This window comes from Rhodococcus erythropolis R138 (assembly GCF_000696675.2).
GTDB classification, from domain to species: domain Bacteria; phylum Actinomycetota; class Actinomycetes; order Mycobacteriales; family Mycobacteriaceae; genus Rhodococcus_F; species Rhodococcus_F erythropolis.
Window position 1 is genome coordinate 165809 of record NZ_CP007257.1, and the last position, 20845, is coordinate 186653.

General features: G+C 60.0%; 18 protein-coding genes. 9 read left to right on the forward strand and 9 right to left on the reverse strand.

The features are described 5' to 3' along the window. Positions 1-54: 54 nt before the first annotated feature. A complete protein-coding gene (locus H351_RS29840; RefSeq protein ID WP_029256904.1) occupies positions 55-1308 on the reverse strand; it encodes a helix-turn-helix transcriptional regulator in 1254 nt (417 codons plus the stop codon). A 191-nt stretch (positions 1309-1499) separates the two neighbouring features. On the opposite strand from H351_RS29840, the gene hxlB reads away from it, so the two are divergent. Both hxlB and hxlA read left to right on the forward strand, forming a co-directional pair. Then, positions 1500-2081, forward strand: coding sequence for a 6-phospho-3-hexuloisomerase (hxlB, locus tag H351_RS29845; protein WP_029256903.1), 582 nt, complete (start codon positions 1500-1502; stop codon positions 2079-2081). Between the two features lie 41 nt (positions 2082-2122). Next, entirely contained in the window at positions 2123-2752 is a 630-nt protein-coding gene (hxlA, locus tag H351_RS29850) for a 3-hexulose-6-phosphate synthase (protein WP_029256902.1), read from the forward strand. An 84-nt stretch (positions 2753-2836) separates the two neighbouring features. Here hxlA and zwf read toward each other — a convergent pair whose 3' ends face one another. Then, entirely contained in the window at positions 2837-4378 is a 1542-nt protein-coding gene (gene zwf, locus H351_RS29855; protein ID WP_244891532.1) for a glucose-6-phosphate dehydrogenase, read from the reverse strand. 1405 nt (positions 4379-5783) lie between these two features. Here zwf and H351_RS29865 point away from each other — a divergent pair. The 7 genes from H351_RS29865 (at position 5784) to H351_RS29895 (ending at position 12789) form a co-directional block, all read left to right on the forward strand. After that, positions 5784-6431 carry an MBL fold metallo-hydrolase gene (locus H351_RS29865; RefSeq protein ID WP_081051239.1) on the forward strand — a complete coding sequence of 216 codons (648 nt, stop codon included), beginning with the start codon at positions 5784-5786 and terminating at the stop codon, positions 6429-6431. Positions 6432-6840: 409 nt separating this feature from the next. Beyond that, entirely contained in the window at positions 6841-7755 is a 915-nt protein-coding gene (locus H351_RS29870; RefSeq protein ID WP_029256898.1) for a LysR family transcriptional regulator, read from the forward strand. An 81-nt stretch (positions 7756-7836) separates the two neighbouring features. Then, on the forward strand, positions 7837-10155 hold the full coding sequence (locus H351_RS29875; protein WP_029256897.1) for an FdhF/YdeP family oxidoreductase: 2319 nt from the start codon (positions 7837-7839) through the stop codon (positions 10153-10155). Continuing rightward, entirely contained in the window at positions 10155-11003 is an 849-nt protein-coding gene (gene fdhD, locus H351_RS29880) for a formate dehydrogenase accessory sulfurtransferase FdhD (RefSeq protein ID WP_029256896.1), read from the forward strand. Before H351_RS29875 ends, fdhD begins: the two co-directional genes overlap by 1 nt. Before the next feature lie 64 nt (positions 11004-11067). Further along, positions 11068-11382 carry a transposase gene (locus H351_RS29885; RefSeq protein ID WP_029256895.1) on the forward strand — a complete coding sequence of 105 codons (315 nt, stop codon included), beginning with the start codon at positions 11068-11070 and terminating at the stop codon, positions 11380-11382. Beyond that, positions 11334-12272, forward strand: coding sequence for an IS3 family transposase (locus tag H351_RS29890; protein ID WP_144440155.1), 939 nt, complete (start codon positions 11334-11336; stop codon positions 12270-12272). Before H351_RS29885 ends, H351_RS29890 begins: the two co-directional genes overlap by 49 nt. Positions 12273-12351: 79 nt before the next feature. Further along, positions 12352-12789, forward strand: a complete 438-nt coding sequence (locus H351_RS29895; protein ID WP_029256893.1) for a CBS domain-containing protein — start codon at positions 12352-12354, stop codon at positions 12787-12789. Positions 12790-13342: 553 nt separating this feature from the next. Here the strand turns inward: H351_RS29895 and pabB are convergent. The 7 genes from pabB to H351_RS29935 all read right to left on the reverse strand — a co-directional run bounded on the left by pabB (position 13343) and on the right by H351_RS29935 (position 20771). Beyond that, positions 13343-15121: an aminodeoxychorismate synthase component I gene (gene pabB / locus H351_RS31715; protein ID WP_029256892.1), complete on the reverse strand. Its 1779-nt coding sequence runs from the start codon at positions 15119-15121 to the stop codon at positions 13343-13345. 273 nt (positions 15122-15394) lie between these two features. After that, on the reverse strand, positions 15395-16192 hold the full coding sequence (locus tag H351_RS29905) for a hypothetical protein (protein WP_029256891.1): 798 nt from the start codon (positions 16190-16192) through the stop codon (positions 15395-15397). Further along, positions 16192-18042, reverse strand: a complete 1851-nt coding sequence (locus H351_RS29910) for a hypothetical protein (RefSeq protein WP_029256890.1) — start codon at positions 18040-18042, stop codon at positions 16192-16194. Before H351_RS29910 ends, H351_RS29905 begins: the two co-directional genes overlap by 1 nt. A 28-nt stretch (positions 18043-18070) precedes the next feature. Then, positions 18071-18370, reverse strand: a complete 300-nt coding sequence (locus tag H351_RS29915; RefSeq protein WP_029256889.1) for a type II toxin-antitoxin system PemK/MazF family toxin — start codon at positions 18368-18370, stop codon at positions 18071-18073. Next, entirely contained in the window at positions 18370-18606 is a 237-nt protein-coding gene (locus H351_RS29920) for a hypothetical protein (RefSeq protein ID WP_029256888.1), read from the reverse strand. Before H351_RS29920 ends, H351_RS29915 begins: the two co-directional genes overlap by 1 nt. A gap of 457 nt (positions 18607-19063) precedes the next feature. Next, positions 19064-19690 carry a TetR/AcrR family transcriptional regulator gene (locus H351_RS29930; protein WP_244891533.1) on the reverse strand — a complete coding sequence of 209 codons (627 nt, stop codon included), beginning with the start codon at positions 19688-19690 and terminating at the stop codon, positions 19064-19066. A gap of 106 nt (positions 19691-19796) precedes the next feature. Beyond that, a complete protein-coding gene (locus H351_RS29935; protein ID WP_029256885.1) occupies positions 19797-20771 on the reverse strand; it encodes a DUF2637 domain-containing protein in 975 nt (324 codons plus the stop codon). Positions 20772-20845 lie beyond the last annotated feature (74 nt).

Here is a 20845-nt window from a genome sequence, read left to right on the forward strand (position 1 = left end):
AGGACCAGCCCGTCTACTTCAGTCCCGCGTCAACAACGTCCATACCCACAACATCTAGCCCTGTGGAGCGGGCACGATTCCCGCGCGTATTCCCACTGCGCCGGCCTCGCCTCGGTTGACTACGTCCAGTTTCTTGAACAGACTTGCGACGTGAAACTTTATGGTGCTCTGACTGATTCCGAGTTCTTCGGCGATAGTGCGGTTGCGTTTTCCCGTAGATAGATGGGCGAGGACTTCAAGTTCACGGGGATTCAGGGTGGCCAGGAGGTGCTCGTCCAGACGGGCTGCGGGCGGGTCCAGAGGAATCGTGAGCGCTACACGGCTCCCCCAACCCCTGATCGATTCGATGGCGATACCACCGCGCAATGTGTTCACGCGGCCGGACAACTGGCGAGCCAGCGCAGTGCTGTCGAGAGATCCGGGCCCCTGGTCTCGAAGCTCGATCAGAACGTTCTCGCCATCGCAATCCCACGCGATACGCAATCGGCGTAGTTCCGGTTGAGCGCAGAAGGCGAGAACGATGGCACGAACCATTGCCCGCGCGGCTGCCGCAACTTCGCCCGGTAACGGACGTCCGTCGGCGGGCGGATCGGCGTAGTCGACTACGACGTCCTGATGTCGCAGCAACGGGCGTAGTTCACCTTGTAACCTGGCAAATGCAGTCGTCACGGCTTCCTCGGAAAGAACACGGTCTGCATCACCTGCAGACCGCAACGTGATCAACGCAGCTGAAGCCGTCTCGCTCGCAGTGATTCGGGCACGACGGTCGTCAAGATCGTTCGAGCGGAGCGTTCCGAGGATGGACGACAGGGTCGCCTCGTGCAGTTCCGTCAGTTCGGCAATGGTGCGGGCACGTTCGCTCGACGCAGCCCGCGATTCGGCAAGATAGTCAGGACTGGCCTGCGCAACTTGTTGCTGGATGGAGGTAGCAACTAACCCGAATACCGCCGCGATCTCGCCGAGGGTGGCCTCGACATCTCCGGAATCGAGCGCCCCGACTTTGTTCGACCGCGGAACGAGAACGAGCAGGGTGTCGGAGGAATCACGAACAGCCCACAGTAGGTGGCTTCGACCCGCGAGAGTGGAAAGACTCTCGCTTCCCGTACCCAGACTGAGGGTCTGTTTGATCGTGTCGAGCTCGTCAATGGTCACTCTGTCTACGAGCTCCCGATTTCCAGAAACCTTGCGAGGTCGCCCCGTGCATTCACGGGTGAAAATGATCAGGGCGTCGTGCGGCCAGAGGTGCGACAAATATCGCGAGAATCGGACGGCGATGTCAGGGAGTGGCCCAGTCAGAACCTCTCGCATCGCAGTCCATGCATCGGCCTGCAACCCAACAGCTCCCTCTGGGATAACCACAATTCTTAGCCTAATCCGGGTATGCCTCGGTCGCACTGGCCGACAGGCTAGTCGAAACCCGCCGAGTGGCGAGGTGCCGGGGCGGACTCCAATCGACAGCCTTGTTTCACAACACTACGTGGACACAATCGAGGAGGAAAATGACAGTCGACGTCGAGCAGGTGCCCGTCGGGTTCAACGAAGGGCGCCGCATCGTGCTCAGGGAGAATGCTCGGCTACTCAATGCTGTGGCGGCGGATGAATGGAACGAGGCTGGTTCGCTAATCCGTTCTGCCCGCGCTGTTTTCGCAATTGGCGGTGGGCGCAGCGGCCTAGCCATCCAGATGGCGGCCATGCGACTGATGCATCTGGGACTTCGGGTGCACGTAGCCGGCGAGGTAACCGCCCCGGCCCTCGGCTCCGGAGATGTGTTGATCGCGGTCTCCGGCTCGGGTACTAGTGACGTCGTAGTGCGTGCAGCCGATACGGCGAACAAGGTCGGGGCGTCGGTACTGGCCGTCACGACCGCACCCGAATCGCCACTTGCCCAGCGCGCACGCGCGGTACTGGTACTGCCCGCCGCCCACAAACAGGACCACAGCGCGGAAATTACGCTCCAGTACGCAGGCAGTCTGTTCGAGCAATCTGTACTCCTCGCGTTCGACGCACTGTTCCAGGCGCTATGGAGCAGCGCCGATCAGAGCGCCGAGCGGCTATGGGAGCGCCACGCCAACATCGGCTGACCTGAATCACCCACCCATTGATAGTCAACCAAGGAGAACATATGACGAAGCTGCAGGTTGCAGTCGATCTACTCACCACTGCCGACGCCTTGTCGCTCACCAACAAGGTTGCCCAGTTCGTCGACATCATCGAACTGGGCACCCCGTTGATCAAGAGCGCCGGTCTCAGTGCCGTCAGCGCGATCAAGGCTGCACATCCGGACAAGGAGGTCTTCGCGGACCTCAAGACCGCGGACGCGGGTTTTCTCGAAGCCGACCTCGCCTTCTCTGCTGGCGCAGACCTGGTTACAGTTCTCGGCTCCGCAGGTGATGCCACCATAAAAGGAGCCGTCGAAGCCGGCGCGAAGCACGGCAAGAGGGTGGTCGCGGACCTCATCGGCGTCGAGAATCGTGTCGAGCGCGCCCGCGAGGTCTCCAAGCTCGGTGTCGCATTCGTCGAGATCCACGCTGGGCTCGATGAGCAGGCGCAGCCCGGGTACTCCATTCAGTCACTCCTCGACGACGGCAAGATCGCCGGTGTTCCGTTTTCGGTCGCCGGCGGCGTGGACATCGACACCGTCGCCGCCGTCCGTGACGCCGGCGCAGAGGTCGCGGTTGCCGGCGGTGCGATTTACAGCGCCAAGGACCCAGCCGCTGCAGCGAAGGCACTCAAGGAAGCCCTATCAAAGTAGTGTGAGATCTATATGAAATGCCCTGAACACGTTAGTGTTCGGGGCATTTCATCTTTACCCTGAATTCACCACTGGACCCCAGAGCTAGAGAGAACGCCACGCTCGACTGGTCCTGCTCATGACCCGGTCCGATGAGGAAGGGCCTGAAGAGCCGGACGGATAGTTGTCGGGGCGACCGAGATTCGCCCAGTGTGCAAGCAGCGGATCGATGATCCGCCAAGACGTTTCGACCTCTTCGCGTCGAGGAAAAAGTGTGGCGTCTCCGCACAGTACGTCGCGGATCAGTCTTTCGTGGGCTTCCGGGGCCTCGTCGAACACCGACCGAAAGTCAGTCCCAAGACTGACTGGCTGAATGTGCATACCCCCGCCTGGACTTTTTGCACCGATGTGCAGTTCAATTCCGTCGTCGGGTTGGACTCGAAATATGAGAACGTTCGGCGCCGCCCCAGATCGCGCTATGGACGCCCTATGAGCTGGAGGGGTAAAGGTCACGGCGATCTGGGTGGTCCTACGGGCCAGCCGCTTGCCGGTCCGGATGAAGAAGGGAACACCGGCCCATCGACGGGTGGCAACACCGACCGTCAAAGCTGCGAAGGTCTCGGTTGCGGAGTCGCTGGGGAAACCTGTTTCCGCTGCCAATCCTCCGACGGATAAGCCATTTACGAATCCTGCACTGTATTGGCCGCGACTCGATGTCTCGGCCAGAGGACCGATGAGTTCCGTAGCCGAGAGGACTTTGATCTTCTCAGCTGCGATGCCGTCGGCGTCGAATGAAACCGGCTCCTCCATCGCGATCAAAGAAAGAATCTGAAGCAAATGATTCTGGATGACATCGCGGGCCGCACCCACGCCGTCGTAATACCCGGCCCGGCCTGAAACTCCGACGCTCTCGGCCATGGTGATCTGGACGTGATCGATATGCCGATTGTTCCAAAGTGGTTCGAACATGCCGTTCGCGAAGCGAAGCGCGAGGACGTTCTGAACCATTTCCTTGCCAAGGTAGTGGTCGATTCGGTAGATCGACGATGGTCGAAACACGCGAGCCAGTGCGATCTCGAGTGCTTGTGAGCTGACAAGATCGTGCCCGAATGGTTTTTCTATCACCACTCGACGCCAACCATAACTGCCACGGTTCAGTCCGCAGATCGCGAGCTGATCACACACCAGCGCAAACGATCTCGGCGGCACAGACAGATAGAAGACGTAGTTCCCAGGCTTACCGCGCTGAGCATCGAGCTCCGCCAATCTGGACCCAAGCTCGGCGAACGACGCAGCATTCTCGAATGATCCTTGTACGACGTGAATTCGCTCGACAAGCAGCTCCCAAACGGCAGGGTCAAAAGACGTTCGTGCGTGCAAAATCACGGAGTCACGTAGAATGGACTCGATGCCGTCAACGTCCCGGGCGAAACCGACAAGATCGAAGTCAGTCGGCAGCTCTCCGTCGTGCGCGAGATCGTATATCGCGGGTACCAATTTCTTGCGCGCAAGGTCACCGGTGATTCCGAAAATCACCATCGACGCCGGATCTGCGACGCACCTGCCACCACCGATCAACGTCTCTCTCGCAGGAACCCCCGTTGCGCCGACTGAGAGGCTCCGCGCATAGACTTCAGACACGGCCACTGTTCGTACTCCGTTTTCGCTCCGCCACAGGCGCATTCAGTAATGCGCCTGTTGACAGTATCGAAGGATGCGCGACGGAAAGCACTCGGCTGAGAGGCCAGTTCCACCCCCCCATCAGGTCAGGTGTTGTGTATCGAGCGCACGTGGACATAGACCTCGGTACGAGTGACGAAATCGAAGGGGAGAACGGCGCGATGAATCTGGATATGTCCGACTTATACGAATGCGGTTAAGCACGCGAGAGGACTCCGCGAACATTGACAGGGACACGAAGTGATCGGACCCTGAACTGCAGCAAGAGAAGTGGCGCGCTCGCAGCGCTATCGAGTCGATTTTTGCCCTTCGGGGAGATGCTCATGGTGCCCACCGTTACCAGTCACGTCAGATGATCCGAGGAGACTCTCCGTCCTTCTCAAGTGTGGTGGTTGGTGGTGAACGGCGGGATTTCCTGACTTGTGGATGACAGCTCAATTCAAGCATCCGGGCCGAGACTGCCTGAGGGACACAAAACCGGAATCTGTTCCCGGCCCGGTGCCGCCTACGGTTGCTCGACATGGACAGCTGGATCGGCGGCGAAGCGCATTACGTGAGTGCCCCGTACGCCGACTGGACCTGCTTATTCTCCGATCAAGAACCGCCACAGCCAGAGTCGATGTCGAATCCACCGGCTAAATCGCAAGCACCGGCCGATCGGGCTCGTCGCCGCAGCTAGCACGAAACCCCTCGGCACAGCAGTCGTGATCGTCGGAAACCTCAACAAACGGATCGCCTCGCCCAACCCCGTAGCTTCGGCTGCGTAACAGTCGATGTCAGTCTCGGCATATCCGAAAGGCCAGATTGAACGACTCCTCAGAGTACCGAAGAAATTACCCACAGCCGTCCTGAACTCGCTGATGGACATCACTACCGTCAGCGGATCATTCAGAACCCCAGGTCTTTCACGTCACCGAAATCCCCGGCGCGAGCAACGAAGCCGCAAAGTCAGAGCGCTCAAGCCAGCAGGGGGCGGGTTGGGCGGATTTCTTTCGCTCGCGACGGGACAGTGTACGACGATGCAGTATCACCGTCTGCTGGTGATGACCACGCTGAGTAGCCGGGTATATGTCGCGAAGGCTGTCGATGCCCGTGCGATTAGTCGCGACGAATTCGGCGAGCAACCAAATTCGTCCTCGATACCCTCACCCTCATCGGCGCGATCTTGGTCCCATTCTCACCTTTCGATTAGGCAGTCCTCGCCTATCGATCAGGTCCGCAATTAGCCGCAGAAGTCTAGTCTCGACAGTCGTAGGGTTGATCACCGGACGCAGTCGTCGGCCCCGAGAGAACAAACAGGTCCCGACGCGGTCTACATCCAGCACGAGTGCGTGTCGAACACACTAAACGAGCAACTAGGACGCGCCACCATATGAGTCAACGATTCCACATCGACCGCGTCCAGGTGCGGTCAACCGGGCGTCCCGACCGCGCACCCTCTCACCGCCCAGAAACCAACGTGTGGCTGATCGGGGACGATCGGGACGTGGTGATCGTCGATCCGGCGGGTGCTCCCGAGTTGGTCGCCGATGCTATGGGAAACCGGCGGCTCACCGCAGTGATCTGCACACACGGTCATCGAGCCCACGTGGCGGCTGCAATGGTGCTGGGCGAAGAATTCCACGCGCCAGTTCTGATGCATTCAGCCGACCATGCCGCGTGGCAGGCGGTGCATGGCGAGCGCCGCTACTGGCGTCTGGACGACGGCCAGCGCATCGGTATCGCTGGCGAAGAGATTCGGGTCCTCCACACGCCCACCCCCACCCCAGGCTCTGTGACACTGCATATTCCGCGCCACGCCATTGCATTCACCGGCGACGCACTGACACACCAAGGCTTTGATGTCGAGAAACACTACGCCGCTGAAGTTCTCGAAACGTTCGCCGCCATGTCCCCCGAGACGGAAATACATCCCCGGCACGGAAACAGTTCTCCGCTCAGCGCGATATTCCCCGAACAGGTACGCAGATTCGACCGACAGAGCACACGACGCCACACGCCGGCAAACAGCCTTCGGTGAAAACGACGTGCATGCCACCCACCGCACGGCCTACGCTGCTGGCGTTCCCTGCTGTTTCTGACGTATCTCGAATGCTGCCTCTCGACCGCAGCGACAGCAAGCCCGGTGAACCTATCTCGTTGTATCGGCTAGCAATTCGCCGCGACGCACGCCTGCGAATCAAGTCAGATTCTGCGACACACAATCTAGCTGGCACACATATCCATCTGAAGCGGGCCTCCCCCATGGCATTAACGAATCAGCTCGCCGTTGCCGACGGGGATATTGTCTTCGTGACACGGAGTGTTGTCACGACGGAGTTAGCGCAATCGACTTCAAATGCGAGATTCAGTCCGCTGGTTGGGAACGAAAAACCCTTGCGCTCCTCGGCCCAACTTTCAGTGAACCCAGCGCGGGGGTCTATCCGCTGATGTTGTTCCGCCAGCTCGAATACCTCGTTGCTCTCTCCCGTGAAAAACACTTCACCCGCGCCGCCGAAGCATGCGCTGTCTCCCAGCCCGCGTTGTCGGAGGCGATCCGGAAACTAGAGATCGAACTGGACTTGCCCTTGATCGTTCGAGGACACAAGTTCGAAGGTCTTACTGCCGAGGGTGAGCAGATCGTCCGTAGAGCCGAGCGCATCCTCGCAGATCACACTTCCCTCCTACATGAGGCGGCCAGCCTACGGTCGGGTGTCACCGGCACCGTCCGACTCGGAGTCGTACCCACCGCAGCCGCCACAGCCGCAGAACTCACCGGACCGCTGTGCATCCGCTACCCCCTCGTCACCGTCCATCTCACTGAGGACCTCGCATCGAGCGACATCACAACCAGAATCGATCGTTTCGAACTCGACGGCGGCATCACCTATCTCGACGACGACATCACCTCGCGCTACCAAATCTTCCCGCTCTACCGCGAGTACTACGCATTGTTAACCGCCGACGATCCCATGCTCCCCCGACGCTCCGACATCTCCTGGCAGGAAGCCTCGAGATTGCCGATGTGCACCTTGCCGTCGATCATGCGAGGCAGACGCATCCTTGACGAATACTTCGCCGACGCCGGAGCTTCTCACACCGCACAAATCGAAACGGACTCGTTTGCCTCTCTTTATGCTCACGTCAAGACCGGTCAGTGGGCTGCAGTGATTCCGCACGTGTGGCTGAAGGTATTCGGCGAGCCGCCAGGTCTTCGATGCACCCGACTTGCCGGGGGCCGAGAAGCTCCGACGATCGGGTTGATCACCCGCGCGGACGGTCCGGCGTCCGTCCTTGTTCAAGCCCTCGAAGCCACTGCGGTGGGCCTCGACCAGACATCATCGGGTACGCCTATCGACCAGTAGGCCCGACGTCTTGGACACAGCTGCCCGGAGTGGGGCACCCTCGTGCAACTGGTTGTATTTTCTGGGAAGGCTTCACTGCGGATGGCTCGTCGAGACACGTACGAATACGACGAGAACGCTGTCGTCGTCACCAAAAACAAGCAGTACGCCGCCGGCGTGCCCGCTGTCCTCGTTTCGTTGCAGCGTGGCATCGAACAGATGGGAGTCGCACGTACTGCACTCTCGCTCGCAAAACTCAATCAGCGCAAGGGGTTCGACTGTCCCGGCTGCGCGTGGCCGGAAACGCCCGGCCACCGCAAACATGCCGAGTTTTGCGAGAACGGCGCCAAAGCCGTCGCCGAGGAAGCCACAAAACGCACCGTCGGTCCCGACTTCTTCGCGGCGCACTCGATCGCGGACCTCCTCGGGCGCACCGAGTACTGGCTCGGACAACAAGGACGCCTCACACACCCCATGGTGCTACAACCCGGCGCCACGCACTACGAACCGATCGACTGGGCCGACGCGAACCGCATCATCGCCGACGAGCTGACCGCACTCGACAGTCCCCACGACGCAATCTTCTATACCTCAGGCCGCACCTCCAACGAAGCAGCGTTCCTATACCAGTTGATGATTCGCGCATACGGCACCAACAACATGCCCGACTGCTCCAACATGTGCCACGAATCATCCGGCAGCGCATTGACCGCATCGATCGGCATCGGCAAAGGCTCGGTATCGATCCCGGACATCGAAAACGCCGACCTCATCCTCATTGCCGGCCAGAACCCGGGCACCAACCACCCCCGCATGCTCTCCACCCTCGAGAAAGCCAAAGAAAATGGCGCCCGAGTGATCGCCGTCAACCCGCTCCCCGAAGCCGGACTTCTGCGATTCAAGGATCCGCAGAAGGTGCACGGAGTCATCGGCGACGGGGCCACAATCTCCGACGACTTCCTGCAAATCCGCATCGGCGGCGACATGGCCCTGTTCCAAGGCCTCGCCAAGATGCTCGTCGACGCAGAAGACGCCGCACCGGGCACCGTGCTCGATCGAGCCTTCATCGACACCCACACCGCCGGGTTCGACGAATGGCTTGATCACATCCGCCGAGTCGACCTGGACATCGTCCTCGAAGCAACCGGACTGAAACTACGCCAGCTGCAAGAGACCGCACGGGCATTGATCGACTCGAACGCCACCATCATCTGCTGGGCGATGGGCCTGACTCAACAGACCCACGGCGTCGCCACCATCGAAGAAGCAGTAAACCTTCTACTGATGCGAGGGATGATCGGCAAACCCGGAGCGGGCGTCTGCCCCGTGCGCGGGCACTCCAACGTCCAAGGCGACCGAACCATGGGCATCTGGGAAAAGATGCCCGAAACATTCCTCTCCGCACTCGACACAGAATTCGGCATCACGTCACCACGCGAACACGGCCTCGACGCCGTCGAAGCGATACGCGCGATGCGTGACCGCCCGGGCACAGTGTTCATGGCCATGGGAGGTAACTTCGTCTCCGCCACCCCGGATACCGGCGTCACCGAAGCGGCACTGCGCGGATGTTCACTGACAGTGCAGGTTTCGACCAAACTGAACCGTAGCCACCTCGTGCACGGACGTACAGCCCTGATCCTCCCCTCGCTCGGCCGCACCGACACAGACATCCAAGCAACCGGAAAACAGTTCGTCACCGTCGAAGATTCGATGTCTATGGTTCACCGATCCCGCGGCGCCCTCACCCCCTCCAGTCCGCACATGCGCTCCGAGGTCGCCATCATCTGCGGCGTTGCCGAGGCGTTGTTCGGCTCGGATCACCTCGTGCCGTGGAACTCGTTCGCCGCCGACTACGACCTGATCCGAGACTCGATCTCACGCGTCGTCCCCGGCTTCGAGAACTTCAACACCAAAGTCCGGCAGAAAGAAGGATTCGGACTCCCCCACCCGCCTCGCGATTCCCGCACCTTCGAAACCAACACCGGAAAAGCGAACTTCGCAGTCAACGACCTTGTGTGGCTGCCGGTACCCGCCGGCCGACTCATGTTGCAAACCATACGAAGTCACGATCAATACAACACCACCATCTACGGCCTCGACGATCGCTACCGCGGCGTCAAAGGCGGTCGTCGCGTGTTGTTTATCAACTCTCGAGACATCGAAGCCCTCGGATACCGCGACGGCGACCACGTCGATCTCATCTCGGAGTGGACACGCCGCGACGGGTCGATCGAAGAACGGCGAGCCGACAATTTCCGGCTCGTCGCCTACCCCACGCCGGTCGGTAACACCGCCGCCTACTACCCGGAAACCAACCCCCTCATCCCCCTCGACCATGTCGCAGACAAGTCCAACACCCCGGTGAGCAAAGCCATCCTGATTCGGATCGAGCCCTGCACCTTCACGAATCGAAATTAATGGGACGCATCACAACCCGGCGGTCTATCGTGCGGGTACGGGGCGGGCACACAACGTCGCGGCCGGACACGCTTGTCGTCGAGGAACCACTCGAGATCCGCGTCAACGGTTCGCCGCTTGCCGTCACCATGCGCACCCCCGGCCACGACGTCGAACTTGCACACGGCTTCCTCCTCACCGAAGGTGTCATCAACAGTGCCGACGACGTCACCGCCGCCCGTTACTGCGAAGGCCTCGACGACGACGGCCTCAACACCTACAACGTCCTCGACGTCACCCTCGCCGAAGGAGTGCCTCCACCGCAAATAGGTGTCGAGCGCAATTTCTACACAACATCCTCGTGCGGAGTGTGCGGAAAAGCATCACTCGACGCGGTCCGAGTCAAAACCTCCCACTCTCCAGCCGACGACCAGGTAACGATCGACGTGCACACGCTGGCGACGCTTCCCGACCAACTACGAACAGCACAGAAAGTCTTCGACGCTACAGGCGGCTTGCACGCAGCCGCACTCTTCGACAGCAGTGGCCGGCTATTGGTTCTCCGCGAAGACGTCGGCCGGCACAACGCCGTCGACAAAGTCATCGGCTGGGCTACCGCCGCGTACCGAATACCCTTGGCAGGCATCATTCTGATGGTCAGCGGGCGAGCCTCGTTCGAGCTCGTACAAAAAGCAGTCATGGCCGGGATCCCGATACTGTCCGCTGTCTCCGCTCCCTCGTCACTCGCCGTCGACCTCGCCTCCGAAACGGGGCTCACACTGATCGGCTTTCTCCGCGGAACAAACATGAACCTCTACACCCACGACCATCGCGTACGACCAGAGTCGGTGGAGCCAACACGCGAGTGAGGTTCACCCCGGATGGTGGACACCGAGATAGCGGGACCGAGGGTCCCGCTGGAAGGATGTCCTCATGTCCCGCACGCGCAGATCGTTCACGACCGAGTACAAGGTCGAGGCTGCCCACAGGGTGATCGATTCCGGCCGCACTATCGCCGAGGTCGCCCGCGAGCTGGGTATCAACGAAGCACTCCTCGGCCGGTGGGTCGCTGACGAACGACGACGTATCGAGGTCGCGACAGTGTCCGGTGATCAACCGCTCACCGCCGCCGAACGTGCCGAACGTGCCGAACTCGCCCGCTTACGCAAGCAGGTCACCGAGCAGGAGAAAGACCTCGCATTCCTGAAAAAAGCGTCCGCGTACTTCGCAGCCAATCAACAAAAGTAGAGCTCTACGCGTTGATGGCCGTGGAGTGCGCGAACTCCGCCGTTCACCGGATGGCACGTCTACTCGAGGTGTCGACCTCCGGCTTCTACAAACACCAAGGTCGCAGTGTGACAACTCGATTGGGGGAACGGAAGCAACGCAGAGTAGATCTGGAGGTGAAGATCCTCGCGATCCACCACGAGTCGAAAGGCGTCTACGGGGCGCCGCGGATCACCGCTGAGCTCCACGGCCGCGGTGAAGTGATCACCGAGAAAACAGTTGCGAAGATCATGCGATCACTCGGTGTCGTCGGGATCAGTCCGCGCACGTTCAAGGTCCGCACCACCGTCGTCGACCCGTTTGCGTCCTTTCCTGACGATCTGGTGCAGCGACGCTTCGATCAGGGGCGCCTCGATGCGGTCTGGACATCTGACATCACCTATCTAACCTGCGGTGACGGCGACATGTACCTGTGCGCGATCAAGGATGAGCACTCGAAAAAGGTTCTGGGATGGTCGGTTGCGGATCACATGCGCACCGAACTGGTCATCGCAGCCTTGGTCATGGCTGTCGCAGCTCGCGGCGGTGACGTAGCCGGCACAATCATGCACTCGGACAGAGGAACTCAATACACCGCGGAGATCATGAAGCAGGCATGCGAACGGTTCGGGCTGCGTCGCTCTATGGGGGATACCGGGATATGCTGGGACAACGCCGGTGCCGAGAGTCTGTGGTCGACGTTCAAACACGAGTACTACTACCGTCACACTTTCGCATGCGCCACTGATTTGGTTGCTGCAGTTGACAACTGGATGAGCTTCTACAACACTCGCCGCAGGCACTCCACGATCGGGATGCTCAGCCCCACCAATTACGAACAGTCACTGACCGCGCCCCAAATGGCCGCGTAACCACTGTCCACTTTTCGGGGTGAACCTCAGAGTGACGCTTACCCCGTACAGGTAGAGACGAAAGACCAGGACACCACAGGTGAAGGCGAATCGAAAGGCCCGAGACGAAAACTATTTGGCGGGCAAGCAAGTTCGCGATGTCATGATCAACTACCCCAAGCGCGTCGACTCGACGATCACCATAGGGCAGGCGGAAGAACTCTTCACCGACGAGCACGTGCACATGCTGCTATTGGTAGAAAATCAACAGCTCGTAGGAACCCTGCTCAGGACCGACTTACACAACACGCCCTTGCCTGCGGAACTTCCGGCCAAACCTTTCTCCGTCCTGAACGGACGCTGGATTCATGCAGATCACGATGCGGTCGACCTGTTGGCATGGATGTCCACTCAAAGGATCCGTCGTCTCGCAGTCGCCGACGAGACGCTCAACCTGAAAGGCTTGGTATGCCTCAAACGCACCGGCACAGGATTCTGTAGTAACGCAGACGTGCAAGGGCGGGCTTCCTCCGCCTAAAGGTGCGAACCGAGGCCAGGAGGAAGTTCACCTTCGAGCGGTCAGACCCGACAAGGATCCCGTCCTCGGCATCTTCTTTTCGCGTCTGCCCATGGTGGATCAAGTGCCCCGCACCCCAGTCCCACTCAGCAATGAGAGACTTGACTGAATCATGCAGCAGACCCACGGGTTTCACCGAGGTGTTGTACTGCGCGGCCCCTACACAGCTCTTGTCTCGACAGATCGATGCATCCGATGACTCACGCGAAATGCCCATTGTCGAGATTCGGATAGACCGAGACACTGATTCAATCAGATCCAGACGAACCTCGATTCTCCGTTTGAAGTGGACTTCGATCGCGAACCTGAGCTGCAAACGGATCCGGCCGCCCTGGCAGAACGCCGAGATGCGGATCGAGGAGGAATGCGCCCATCCAGTGCTCGACGTTCCGCTCCAAGCGCCATCTCACCTTGGGACAATATGGGTGGCGCGCCTCCATGATTGTGGGAGTGCCTGTGCGGAGCGACGTAGTGGATGTGAGGGGCAGCATCTTTATCAAGGGATCAAGCGAGGTCACCCGTTCACAGGCTTCTGGGCAACCACGAAAGCTGAGCGCCACCCGCGTAGCGAGTTGATCACCGCCACTCTCGTAGCCTGATGCAAGTCTTCGTCGGTCATCGTCTGCTCGCGCAGGGTTCCATTGTCCAACAACCGAAGTCGCTCAACTCCCGGCAGGCATCCGCTGTCGAGTGGCGGCGTGACCCAGACATCGTCGACCATGACCGCGAGGTTCCCTGTACAAGTTTCCATGATTTCACCGCGTTCATTCTGCAGTATGACATCGTCGAAGTCCGGTAACGCTGCCTTGCGCTGGGTGTACGGCTCACGGCGGCTGGTCTTGTGTCTGGACCAGCAGGTCGCCGTGTCGATCGGGTCTGGGTGCAGCGCCAGCCGCAGGGGCTGGGAGTCGAGATCGGGGAGTGCAGATTCGTCGATGACGAACTCGCCATCTCTGAACAGCAGCAGTCGAATACGTGACGCAGCGGACCTTCCCACCAACCGGATTGTGATCGCGTCCCGTATTCGGGCCGGGTCGAAGTCGAATCCGAAATAGTGGGCGGAGCCCTCGGCTCGCGCAAGATGCGCATCCAAGGACTTGACGACACCTCGACCGTGGTGACGCATTGTCTCGATCAGGTGGAAGTCTCTCGGTCGCGCATTCAGCACTTCCGCTTTGGTCAATAGTTCCACGTACTCATCGTGTGCACACGACCCCCAAGTGATTCCGCCCCCAGCGCCGTAGACGGCAATGTCGGTCGTGTGATCGATTACCGCCGTGCGAATGGCAACAGAGAATTGGGCTCTGAACTCTTCTCCTGCAGGTGCGATTACACCTATTGCCCCACAATAGATCCCGCGCGGTCCGACTTCGAGTTCACTGATCAGTTCCATAGTGCGTTGTTTGGGTGCTCCGGTGATCGATCCGCACGGAAACAGCGCTCGGAAAATATCGGATAACCGCGTGCCGGCTTCGATCTCGGCGGTCACGTCCGAGGTGAGCTGGTGGACAGTCTCGTAGCGTTCGGTTCTGAACAGGGTGGGTACGCAGACGCTACCAGCGCGAGCGATACGGGCTATATCGTTGCGCACCAAATCCACGATCATGACATTCTCGGCCCGCTCCTTCTCGCTTGCGAGGAGTGCGGCGACGGCAGCATCATCTTCGGCCGACGTGCGTCCACGGCCGGCCGTGCCCTTCATCGGCCTCATACTCAGGTGCGTACCTCCGAGTTGAAAGAACAGTTCGGGGCTGGCGCTAACTATCGAGTGAGTGCCGATATCGAGGTACGCGTTGTAACGGCCTTTTTGGCCGAGCGCAAGATCTCGGTACATATCTGCCGCATCACCTTCGACGTGCGCGGTCAGCTTAGTAGTGAGGTTGCATTGATACGTTTCACCGTCGGCAATCCGATCACGGACTGTGTCCACTGCCCGTTTGTGCTGTTGCTCGCTCCAGTTCGGTGTCCAGGGGCCACTGATGTAATTTCGCTGATCAGCGGGTTGTACAGGGAGTGTGCGGGTAGGGCAATGTGAGATGCCGAACCACGCCAACGGCAGGTTCGGATCCGGCCGGGCGGTCACCAACCGTGGGTCGAGACCGGACGCTGCCTCATACGCAACGAAACCGAAAGCCCAGTAGCCCTCGTCCGAGAGCCGCTGCGCCTGGTCGAGAACTGCAGCGACGTCATCATGTCGCCAGGCCACCAATTCACACAACACACTGTCGAAGGACATTGCGGCGCCGGCGACCAAATCATCGAAGCGAGCATAAGACATGGTTTTTTCCGTCATATTTGCTTCCTTTCGACAACGTCGTGGATCGGAGCGCGGTCGACGCTGTTTCATAGTAACGATTACCCGTACGGAACTGTGCCACGCGAACCCTGTCCCTTGGACCGGTCAGTCTCCAAGACGCACAACTGGTCTTCACCAGACTTGCTCAGCAGTGCGCCGCTACCGACTCTGGCCGGCACTTGTGAATGAATATCAGAGACGAATGGTTTCCGACAATTCACGATCGACCAGAGACACCGCGTAACACAAATGCTCATTTAGTTTGAGCCGCTATGTCCAGTCGATGTGGACGGATTCGATGGAATCGAAGTGAAATCCGAAAGTGTCGCCGTACTGGTCGAATCCCTTGTTTTCAGGGTAATCCATCGTGGCGTGACGTTCGAGGATGGCAACCACTCGGGCATGATCGTCGCCTGCCAAAGCCATGGCGAGTTCTCGTGTTTCGTCGAGACTGAAGGGGCTGTCGGAGTTCGCGAAGTCGAGGGTACGCACTCGATAGTCGTAACCTTCTTCGGAACCGTTGCGGACGGACACTCCCCCGCGGACTCGGATGGTGGCCTTTTTGGGTTGTCCGTCGGGTCGTAGGACGCCGGCGCGGTCCATGATGTCGCGTGCTTTGACGTTTTTGAGTTTCTTTTTCGCGTCAGCGCGCAGTTCGTTCGTTTCGCCGGAACGGTAGCGAGAGACCGCTGATCGTGAACGGCCGATTTTCTTGGCGACAGCGTCGATTCCGCCGAGGCGTTCGATGGCGGCTCGCCGTTGTGCGCGTTCGGTGACGTCGGGGTGTGGGATTCGTCCTTGCTGCGCCCAGCGGCGCAGTGTTCGGTCCGAGGGGGGCTTTCTTCCGGCGTCGACAGCTGCTTGCCGTAGGCCTTCTTTGCCGATTTCGGTACGGATCTGGCGTACGGAGACTTTGCTGGTGAGTCCGGCTAATCCCCCACTTTTGACTGATTTCGATTTTTCGACACCATTGGTTGCTGCTGTCGAGACGGATACGTTGAGTCCGTCCAAGCCGACGGTCTTCTGTGCGGATTTGGTAGATCGCGGTTTCGGAAGATGCAGGGCCACTATATGTTTCCTTCATCTTCGTCGGTGAACGCAGCTTTGAGTGCGAGGTTGATCTCGTGGGTGTCGCGTGCGTCGGTCAGCATGACGGTTACGTTTTCGGTGAGCGGGGCGCTCTTTTCCAGAGTCATTTTCCCGAGTGCGTCACTGTTGTCTGCGATGTCGATGCCCGCGGGCAGGGGGTAGACCCAGGAGTCGGTGACGGTGCGCAGTGGCCAACGCCCGGTTTCGCGTGCGATACGCATCGCGACGCGGCGGCCTCGCCAGCGGCAGTGCGCGATGATCGCTGCTCGCCAGAGCGGTTGGTGGTGGTGTTGCATTTGTTTGGCGGTCCACATGTCGGGGTTGACCATTCGGCCGATGTAACCCTTGTAGCAGGCGCCGATGAAACGTTTCATTGCTGTGTCGCCGGTGTCGACGGCAACTTTGCGGGCTTCACGGAGGATTTTCGCCCACTTGTCGAGGGCTCGACCCTGTTCGGGGTAGACCCACGCTTCTGCGATGTCGAGGTCGTCGAGTTCTGCGCCGATCCCGCCATCGGCGATGGACGTTTGCAGTGCATCGAGGCTGACGGTGGTGACCCACGTCTGCACAGGTTGGTCGGCGAGCATGTGAGGGTGAGGCAACGGCAGCGCGGGTGGCAGCGCCAGCATGTCACCCGGTGGGAGGGTTACACGCCAGAGTCCGAACGGGGTTTTCGATTGCCCAGCCGCGTCGAGCGCGTCCTCGCCGCGAAGATGTCGAGGTTTTCCGTAACCGAATTCGAGCATGCCAGCGGAAGCGAGGTACGCCGCTCGTTGGTCTATCGAAACCAGTTGTGTTGCGCCCTCGAGTTCTTCGAGGTCCGGGATGCGGGTCCACCCGACCGCAGGCTCGAGATCTCCGCGAGGTTCGCCGTCCAACGGTGGGACCGGTCCACCGACAGTGACGACGATTCCTTTACCGCTGCGGGTGCGATCGCGTTTGATCTTGTCGACGATCGCGGCGCCGGTGCGCGCGGGGGTGGGGCCGGGTAGCACGCCGAGGTGTTGTGCGCACCAGGCGAGTCGGCGTCCCAGTTCCTGCGCAGCGGAGAGGTCGTCGTCGGGGAGGTAGGTTCCGGCGGCCGGTGACCCGAGGATCCCCATATCCCCCACGCGATTGCCCCATCCGAAGTCCTTGTTCCAGTAGGTCCACACGTAGGGTTCGATGAAGATGTCGACCATGGATGTGAAGTTCCCGGTGGTGCGGGAGAGGTGAACGACGTGGCCGGGTTCTCCGCGCAGTTCCCATCCTGCGGTCAGCATCGGGGTCAGCGTGGCGTGGAGGATCGTGGTGAGTTCTTCGGCAGCGCGGGTGCGCAGGATTTCCATGTCGTCGACGTCGTCTTCGCTGCCCGGGTCGATGATCCATCCGAGCATCTCGCACGCTTCGATTCCAACTATCCAAATCTGTGCCGGCGCGCCCAGAGGCGTCAGCGTTGCCCATCTGATGAGTTTGTCGAGTTTTTCGATGGAATCTACTGGGCCGGTGAGCGTGTGGCCCGATGGTGTGTAGGTGCCGGCTGCCGTGACAATGACAGCGTGGCCGTCTGCTGACTCGCCGGCGGGAGGAAGGGCGACCGGTTCGGTTGCGCCCCGTTCGGACACCTGGGTGGGTTCCGGTTCCGCTTCGCTCGAGCGCTCATCCGGCGGGTCGACGATGTCGTCGGTTCGGGGGCGCTCCGCAGCGCCGGAATCCGTTTCGAGACAGGCGGTTTCGTCAACGTCAAACAAAGAAGGCTGGTCTGGTTCGGGAACTTCGTCCGAACGAGTAGCGGATTCTGATGTTTCGAGCTCGAATAGCGCGAACTGCTCCCCTTTCTTCAGCGCCATGATTCATCCTTTCCGTTCACTGTCGTCCTCATTCGAGATCGAATGCGGCGCGCACGGCTATGGACAGTGATTCTTCTTGTGCTGGCAGCAGATAACCGATGATGTTGCCGAGTGCACTGACGGGAATAGTGGTGATGTGGTCGCAACTGACCACCGCGTCGGCGGACATTCCGTTCGCGGCACTGACGGACACCTCAGTGGACAGTCCTCGGATCTCATCGGTGATGGGCGCTACCGTGACGGTCCCGAGGTGTGGACGGACCACCTCTCGGGTGAGTACGAGGACCAGCCGGACTGTGTCGAGGCTGGCTTCGTGAATTGGTCGCATCAGGTCAAGCCTGTTGGCTGTCGATTCACCGCGTGGTGCGCGAGAGAACTCAGATCATGTTCGGATGTTGCGGCCGAGAGGATCTCCGCGTCTCGTACGGCAATCTGACGGCGACGTTCCCGTTCGAGAGCGCGCAACACTACCGAGGCGCGCGAGGTGGCGCGATGTTCCCTGACTTCGACATCGAGAAATTCCACGATCTCGTCCGGTAGTCGTACCGCGATCTGCGTGCTCATATGCCAATGGTACCGAAGTGGGATTCGTTTTGGTACCACCCTCGTCTGCGAGTTGTGGACCCGATCATTTCAACGCGAGGCGAGAGTCGATGAAGTACTCAGCGACCCCGATACTGCACACCTTCCCACGCACACGGTTTCCGCTGCCTTCATCGGGTCGATCTAAATCTAGTGTTCTCCATTCTCAGTGACGGTCCCGTCTATGGTCGTGGCTTCACATCGACGCAGCTCGGATCGGATCGGATCGGATCGGATCGGATCGGTGAAATGTTCGCTGAGAGACAAAGCGCTTCGGGATTCGACTCTCGATGTCTGGCACGTTGCCTCCCCTCGCGACGACGCGACTGCCTCGCTGCCGTCGAGGATCTAGGGGAACACCGTGTACACGGTTGGCGACGTCGCCGCGAGGATTGAGTCCGGTTCCTCTCCCCTACCCACGACCCCGCCAGCGCGCGGACTACGTATCTGAGATCAAATACGCGTTCACTAAGTCGTCGATGCGCGAAGTGAAATCTCCAGGGTCGCCGAGTACCTGGATAACTTGGACTGCGCCGATAAATCCCGCGCATAGATTCACTGCCAGGCGCTGGGCGGCGGAGGCAGGGAGCTGTCCGTCTGCTATCGCAGTATCGACGAGTCTGCTGACGAGTTCCACCCACGTGCGGAATGCGGGTGGGGCGGTATCAAGACCTGCTTCTGTGGTGAGCCTGAGGCCGGCTCGGGCCAGGGCATCGTCAGCTATCAGTGCCGCTGAACCGTTGAAGAAGGCCGCCAATTGCTCGATCGCTGGTATTGCTGATTCGTCGGTTGATTGTCGGATTCCGCGGAGCGCGGTCAACCAGTGGTTGATGAGTTCTCGCGCGATGGCTTCCTTGGAGTCGAAGTGGAAGTACACGGCTCCTTTCGTGGAGGCAGCCTCCGCAACAATGTCGTTCATGGCGGTGGCGGCGTACCCATCGATCGAGAAGGAGCGTGCAGCTGCTTTGAGGATCTTTGCCTTTGTGTCGTGCGCTCGCTGTTGTCGTGGTCGCTGGTGCGGTTCGGGTGGAAAGATCACGTGGTGTCGGTCGTCTGGGTCGATCAATGCGGGTTCCTTACCTGAAATCTGTGGGGACTCTGCTGTGTCCACCCTCCAGGATGACGCGATTCCTGACGCTCGGAGACCTTGCGTTGGCGGGTGGCGGCGCTACTCACGTTGTAGTGACGAGTTGGTCGGCGAACTGGGTGTCGGAGGCTCGCATGTCGATAAGCGGTGGGTTGTCGAAGCCAGCTGCTCGGGCCGCGGTATCGAACTTTTCGTATCGGCGCCACGAGGTCGATGTTGCAACAGGAGGGTTGGACGTCTGGGCGATCATCTCCCAGGTGAGAGTCGGGTCTGCAAGCTTGCGTCGTGCGGTGTCCTTGACAGCGTCGGGCAGGTCCGATGTGGCAATGAACCATTCGAGTTCGGCGTGCGCCGCTGCCTCTACGTTCGACGGCTCCGGGTCCACTGAGGACTCCGTTTGTTTGCAGGGGCTCGGATACGGAGCGCTTTCCGGCGCGTCATACGTTTCTACGACGCCTAATGAGTGCTGGACGCCTTCACCTGTTTCGTTTCGCATGACGACGCGTTGGGTATCGACCGCACCCACACCTGCAGCAGCATTGTCGATCTCGATCTTGTAGTCGGAATATGCAATACCCGTTGCTTTGATCAGGATTCCCAGTCCGTGCGTGAAGGCGAGTACGAGCACCGGCGGAATGACCGCGATCATGGCAGCAACGGCCGGGTCGAGAGGCGTGTAGCCGATACTCTGACCTGCCTCAACGACTTGTTGCGCAACTGTTGCGGAGTGGAACGCATGGTAGGCGTTGCCAAGGATGCTGATCGCGACCACTGAAACAGCAACAGCAACGTAGAAGTACTTGTCGCGTCGATGCATCTTGAGTTTGCTCAGAATGACGATGGCTACGGTGGATCCGAAGATTGCACTGTCAACGATGACGGGAAAGATCCATGCGAGGTTTTCGGGGATGGTTCCTTGGCGCGCGAGGTCCCGCTGGACTGCGAAGGAGAGGACAAATGCGCCAGCGGTGATCCCGATCGCGATGAAGATCGCGATGAGAAGTGCGGCGATCAGAGCTCCAAGCTGGATCCGCGCGGCGCGCAGACTAAAATCACCCATGATCGGGTTTTCCTTCCTGCAAGGGGTGTTCTCGGTCTGGAGCCTCGCCGGTTGCCGCCGGCGGGGCTCCTCTT

What these genes read in the sequence shown, in the direction of transcription:
- hxlB (WP_029256903.1), top strand. Translation starts at nt 1,500, where the DNA reads ATGACAGTCGACGTCGAGCAGGTGCCCGTCGGGTTCAACGAAGGGCGC.
- hxlA (WP_029256902.1), top strand. Translation starts at nt 2,123, where the DNA reads ATGACGAAGCTGCAGGTTGCAGTCGATCTACTCACCACTGCCGACGCC.
- H351_RS29875 (WP_029256897.1), top strand. Translation starts at nt 7,837, where the DNA reads ATGGCTCGTCGAGACACGTACGAATACGACGAGAACGCTGTCGTCGTC.
- H351_RS29840 (WP_029256904.1), bottom strand. Translation starts at nt 1,308, where the DNA reads ATGCGAGAGGTTCTGACTGGGCCACTCCCTGACATCGCCGTCCGATTC.
- H351_RS29910 (WP_029256890.1), bottom strand. Translation starts at nt 18,042, where the DNA reads ATGGCGCTGAAGAAAGGGGAGCAGTTCGCGCTATTCGAGCTCGAAACA.
- H351_RS29865 (WP_081051239.1), top strand. Translation starts at nt 5,784, where the DNA reads ATGAGTCAACGATTCCACATCGACCGCGTCCAGGTGCGGTCAACCGGG.
- H351_RS29915 (WP_029256889.1), bottom strand. Translation starts at nt 18,370, where the DNA reads ATGCGACCAATTCACGAAGCCAGCCTCGACACAGTCCGGCTGGTCCTC.
- H351_RS29885 (WP_029256895.1), top strand. Translation starts at nt 11,068, where the DNA reads ATGTCCCGCACGCGCAGATCGTTCACGACCGAGTACAAGGTCGAGGCT.
- fdhD (WP_029256896.1), top strand. Translation starts at nt 10,155, where the DNA reads ATGGGACGCATCACAACCCGGCGGTCTATCGTGCGGGTACGGGGCGGG.
- pabB (WP_029256892.1), bottom strand. Translation starts at nt 15,121, where the DNA reads ATGACGGAAAAAACCATGTCTTATGCTCGCTTCGATGATTTGGTCGCC.
- H351_RS29870 (WP_029256898.1), top strand. Translation starts at nt 6,841, where the DNA reads ATGTTGTTCCGCCAGCTCGAATACCTCGTTGCTCTCTCCCGTGAAAAA.
- H351_RS29920 (WP_029256888.1), bottom strand. Translation starts at nt 18,606, where the DNA reads ATGAGCACGCAGATCGCGGTACGACTACCGGACGAGATCGTGGAATTT.
- H351_RS29935 (WP_029256885.1), bottom strand. Translation starts at nt 20,771, where the DNA reads ATGGGTGATTTTAGTCTGCGCGCCGCGCGGATCCAGCTTGGAGCTCTG.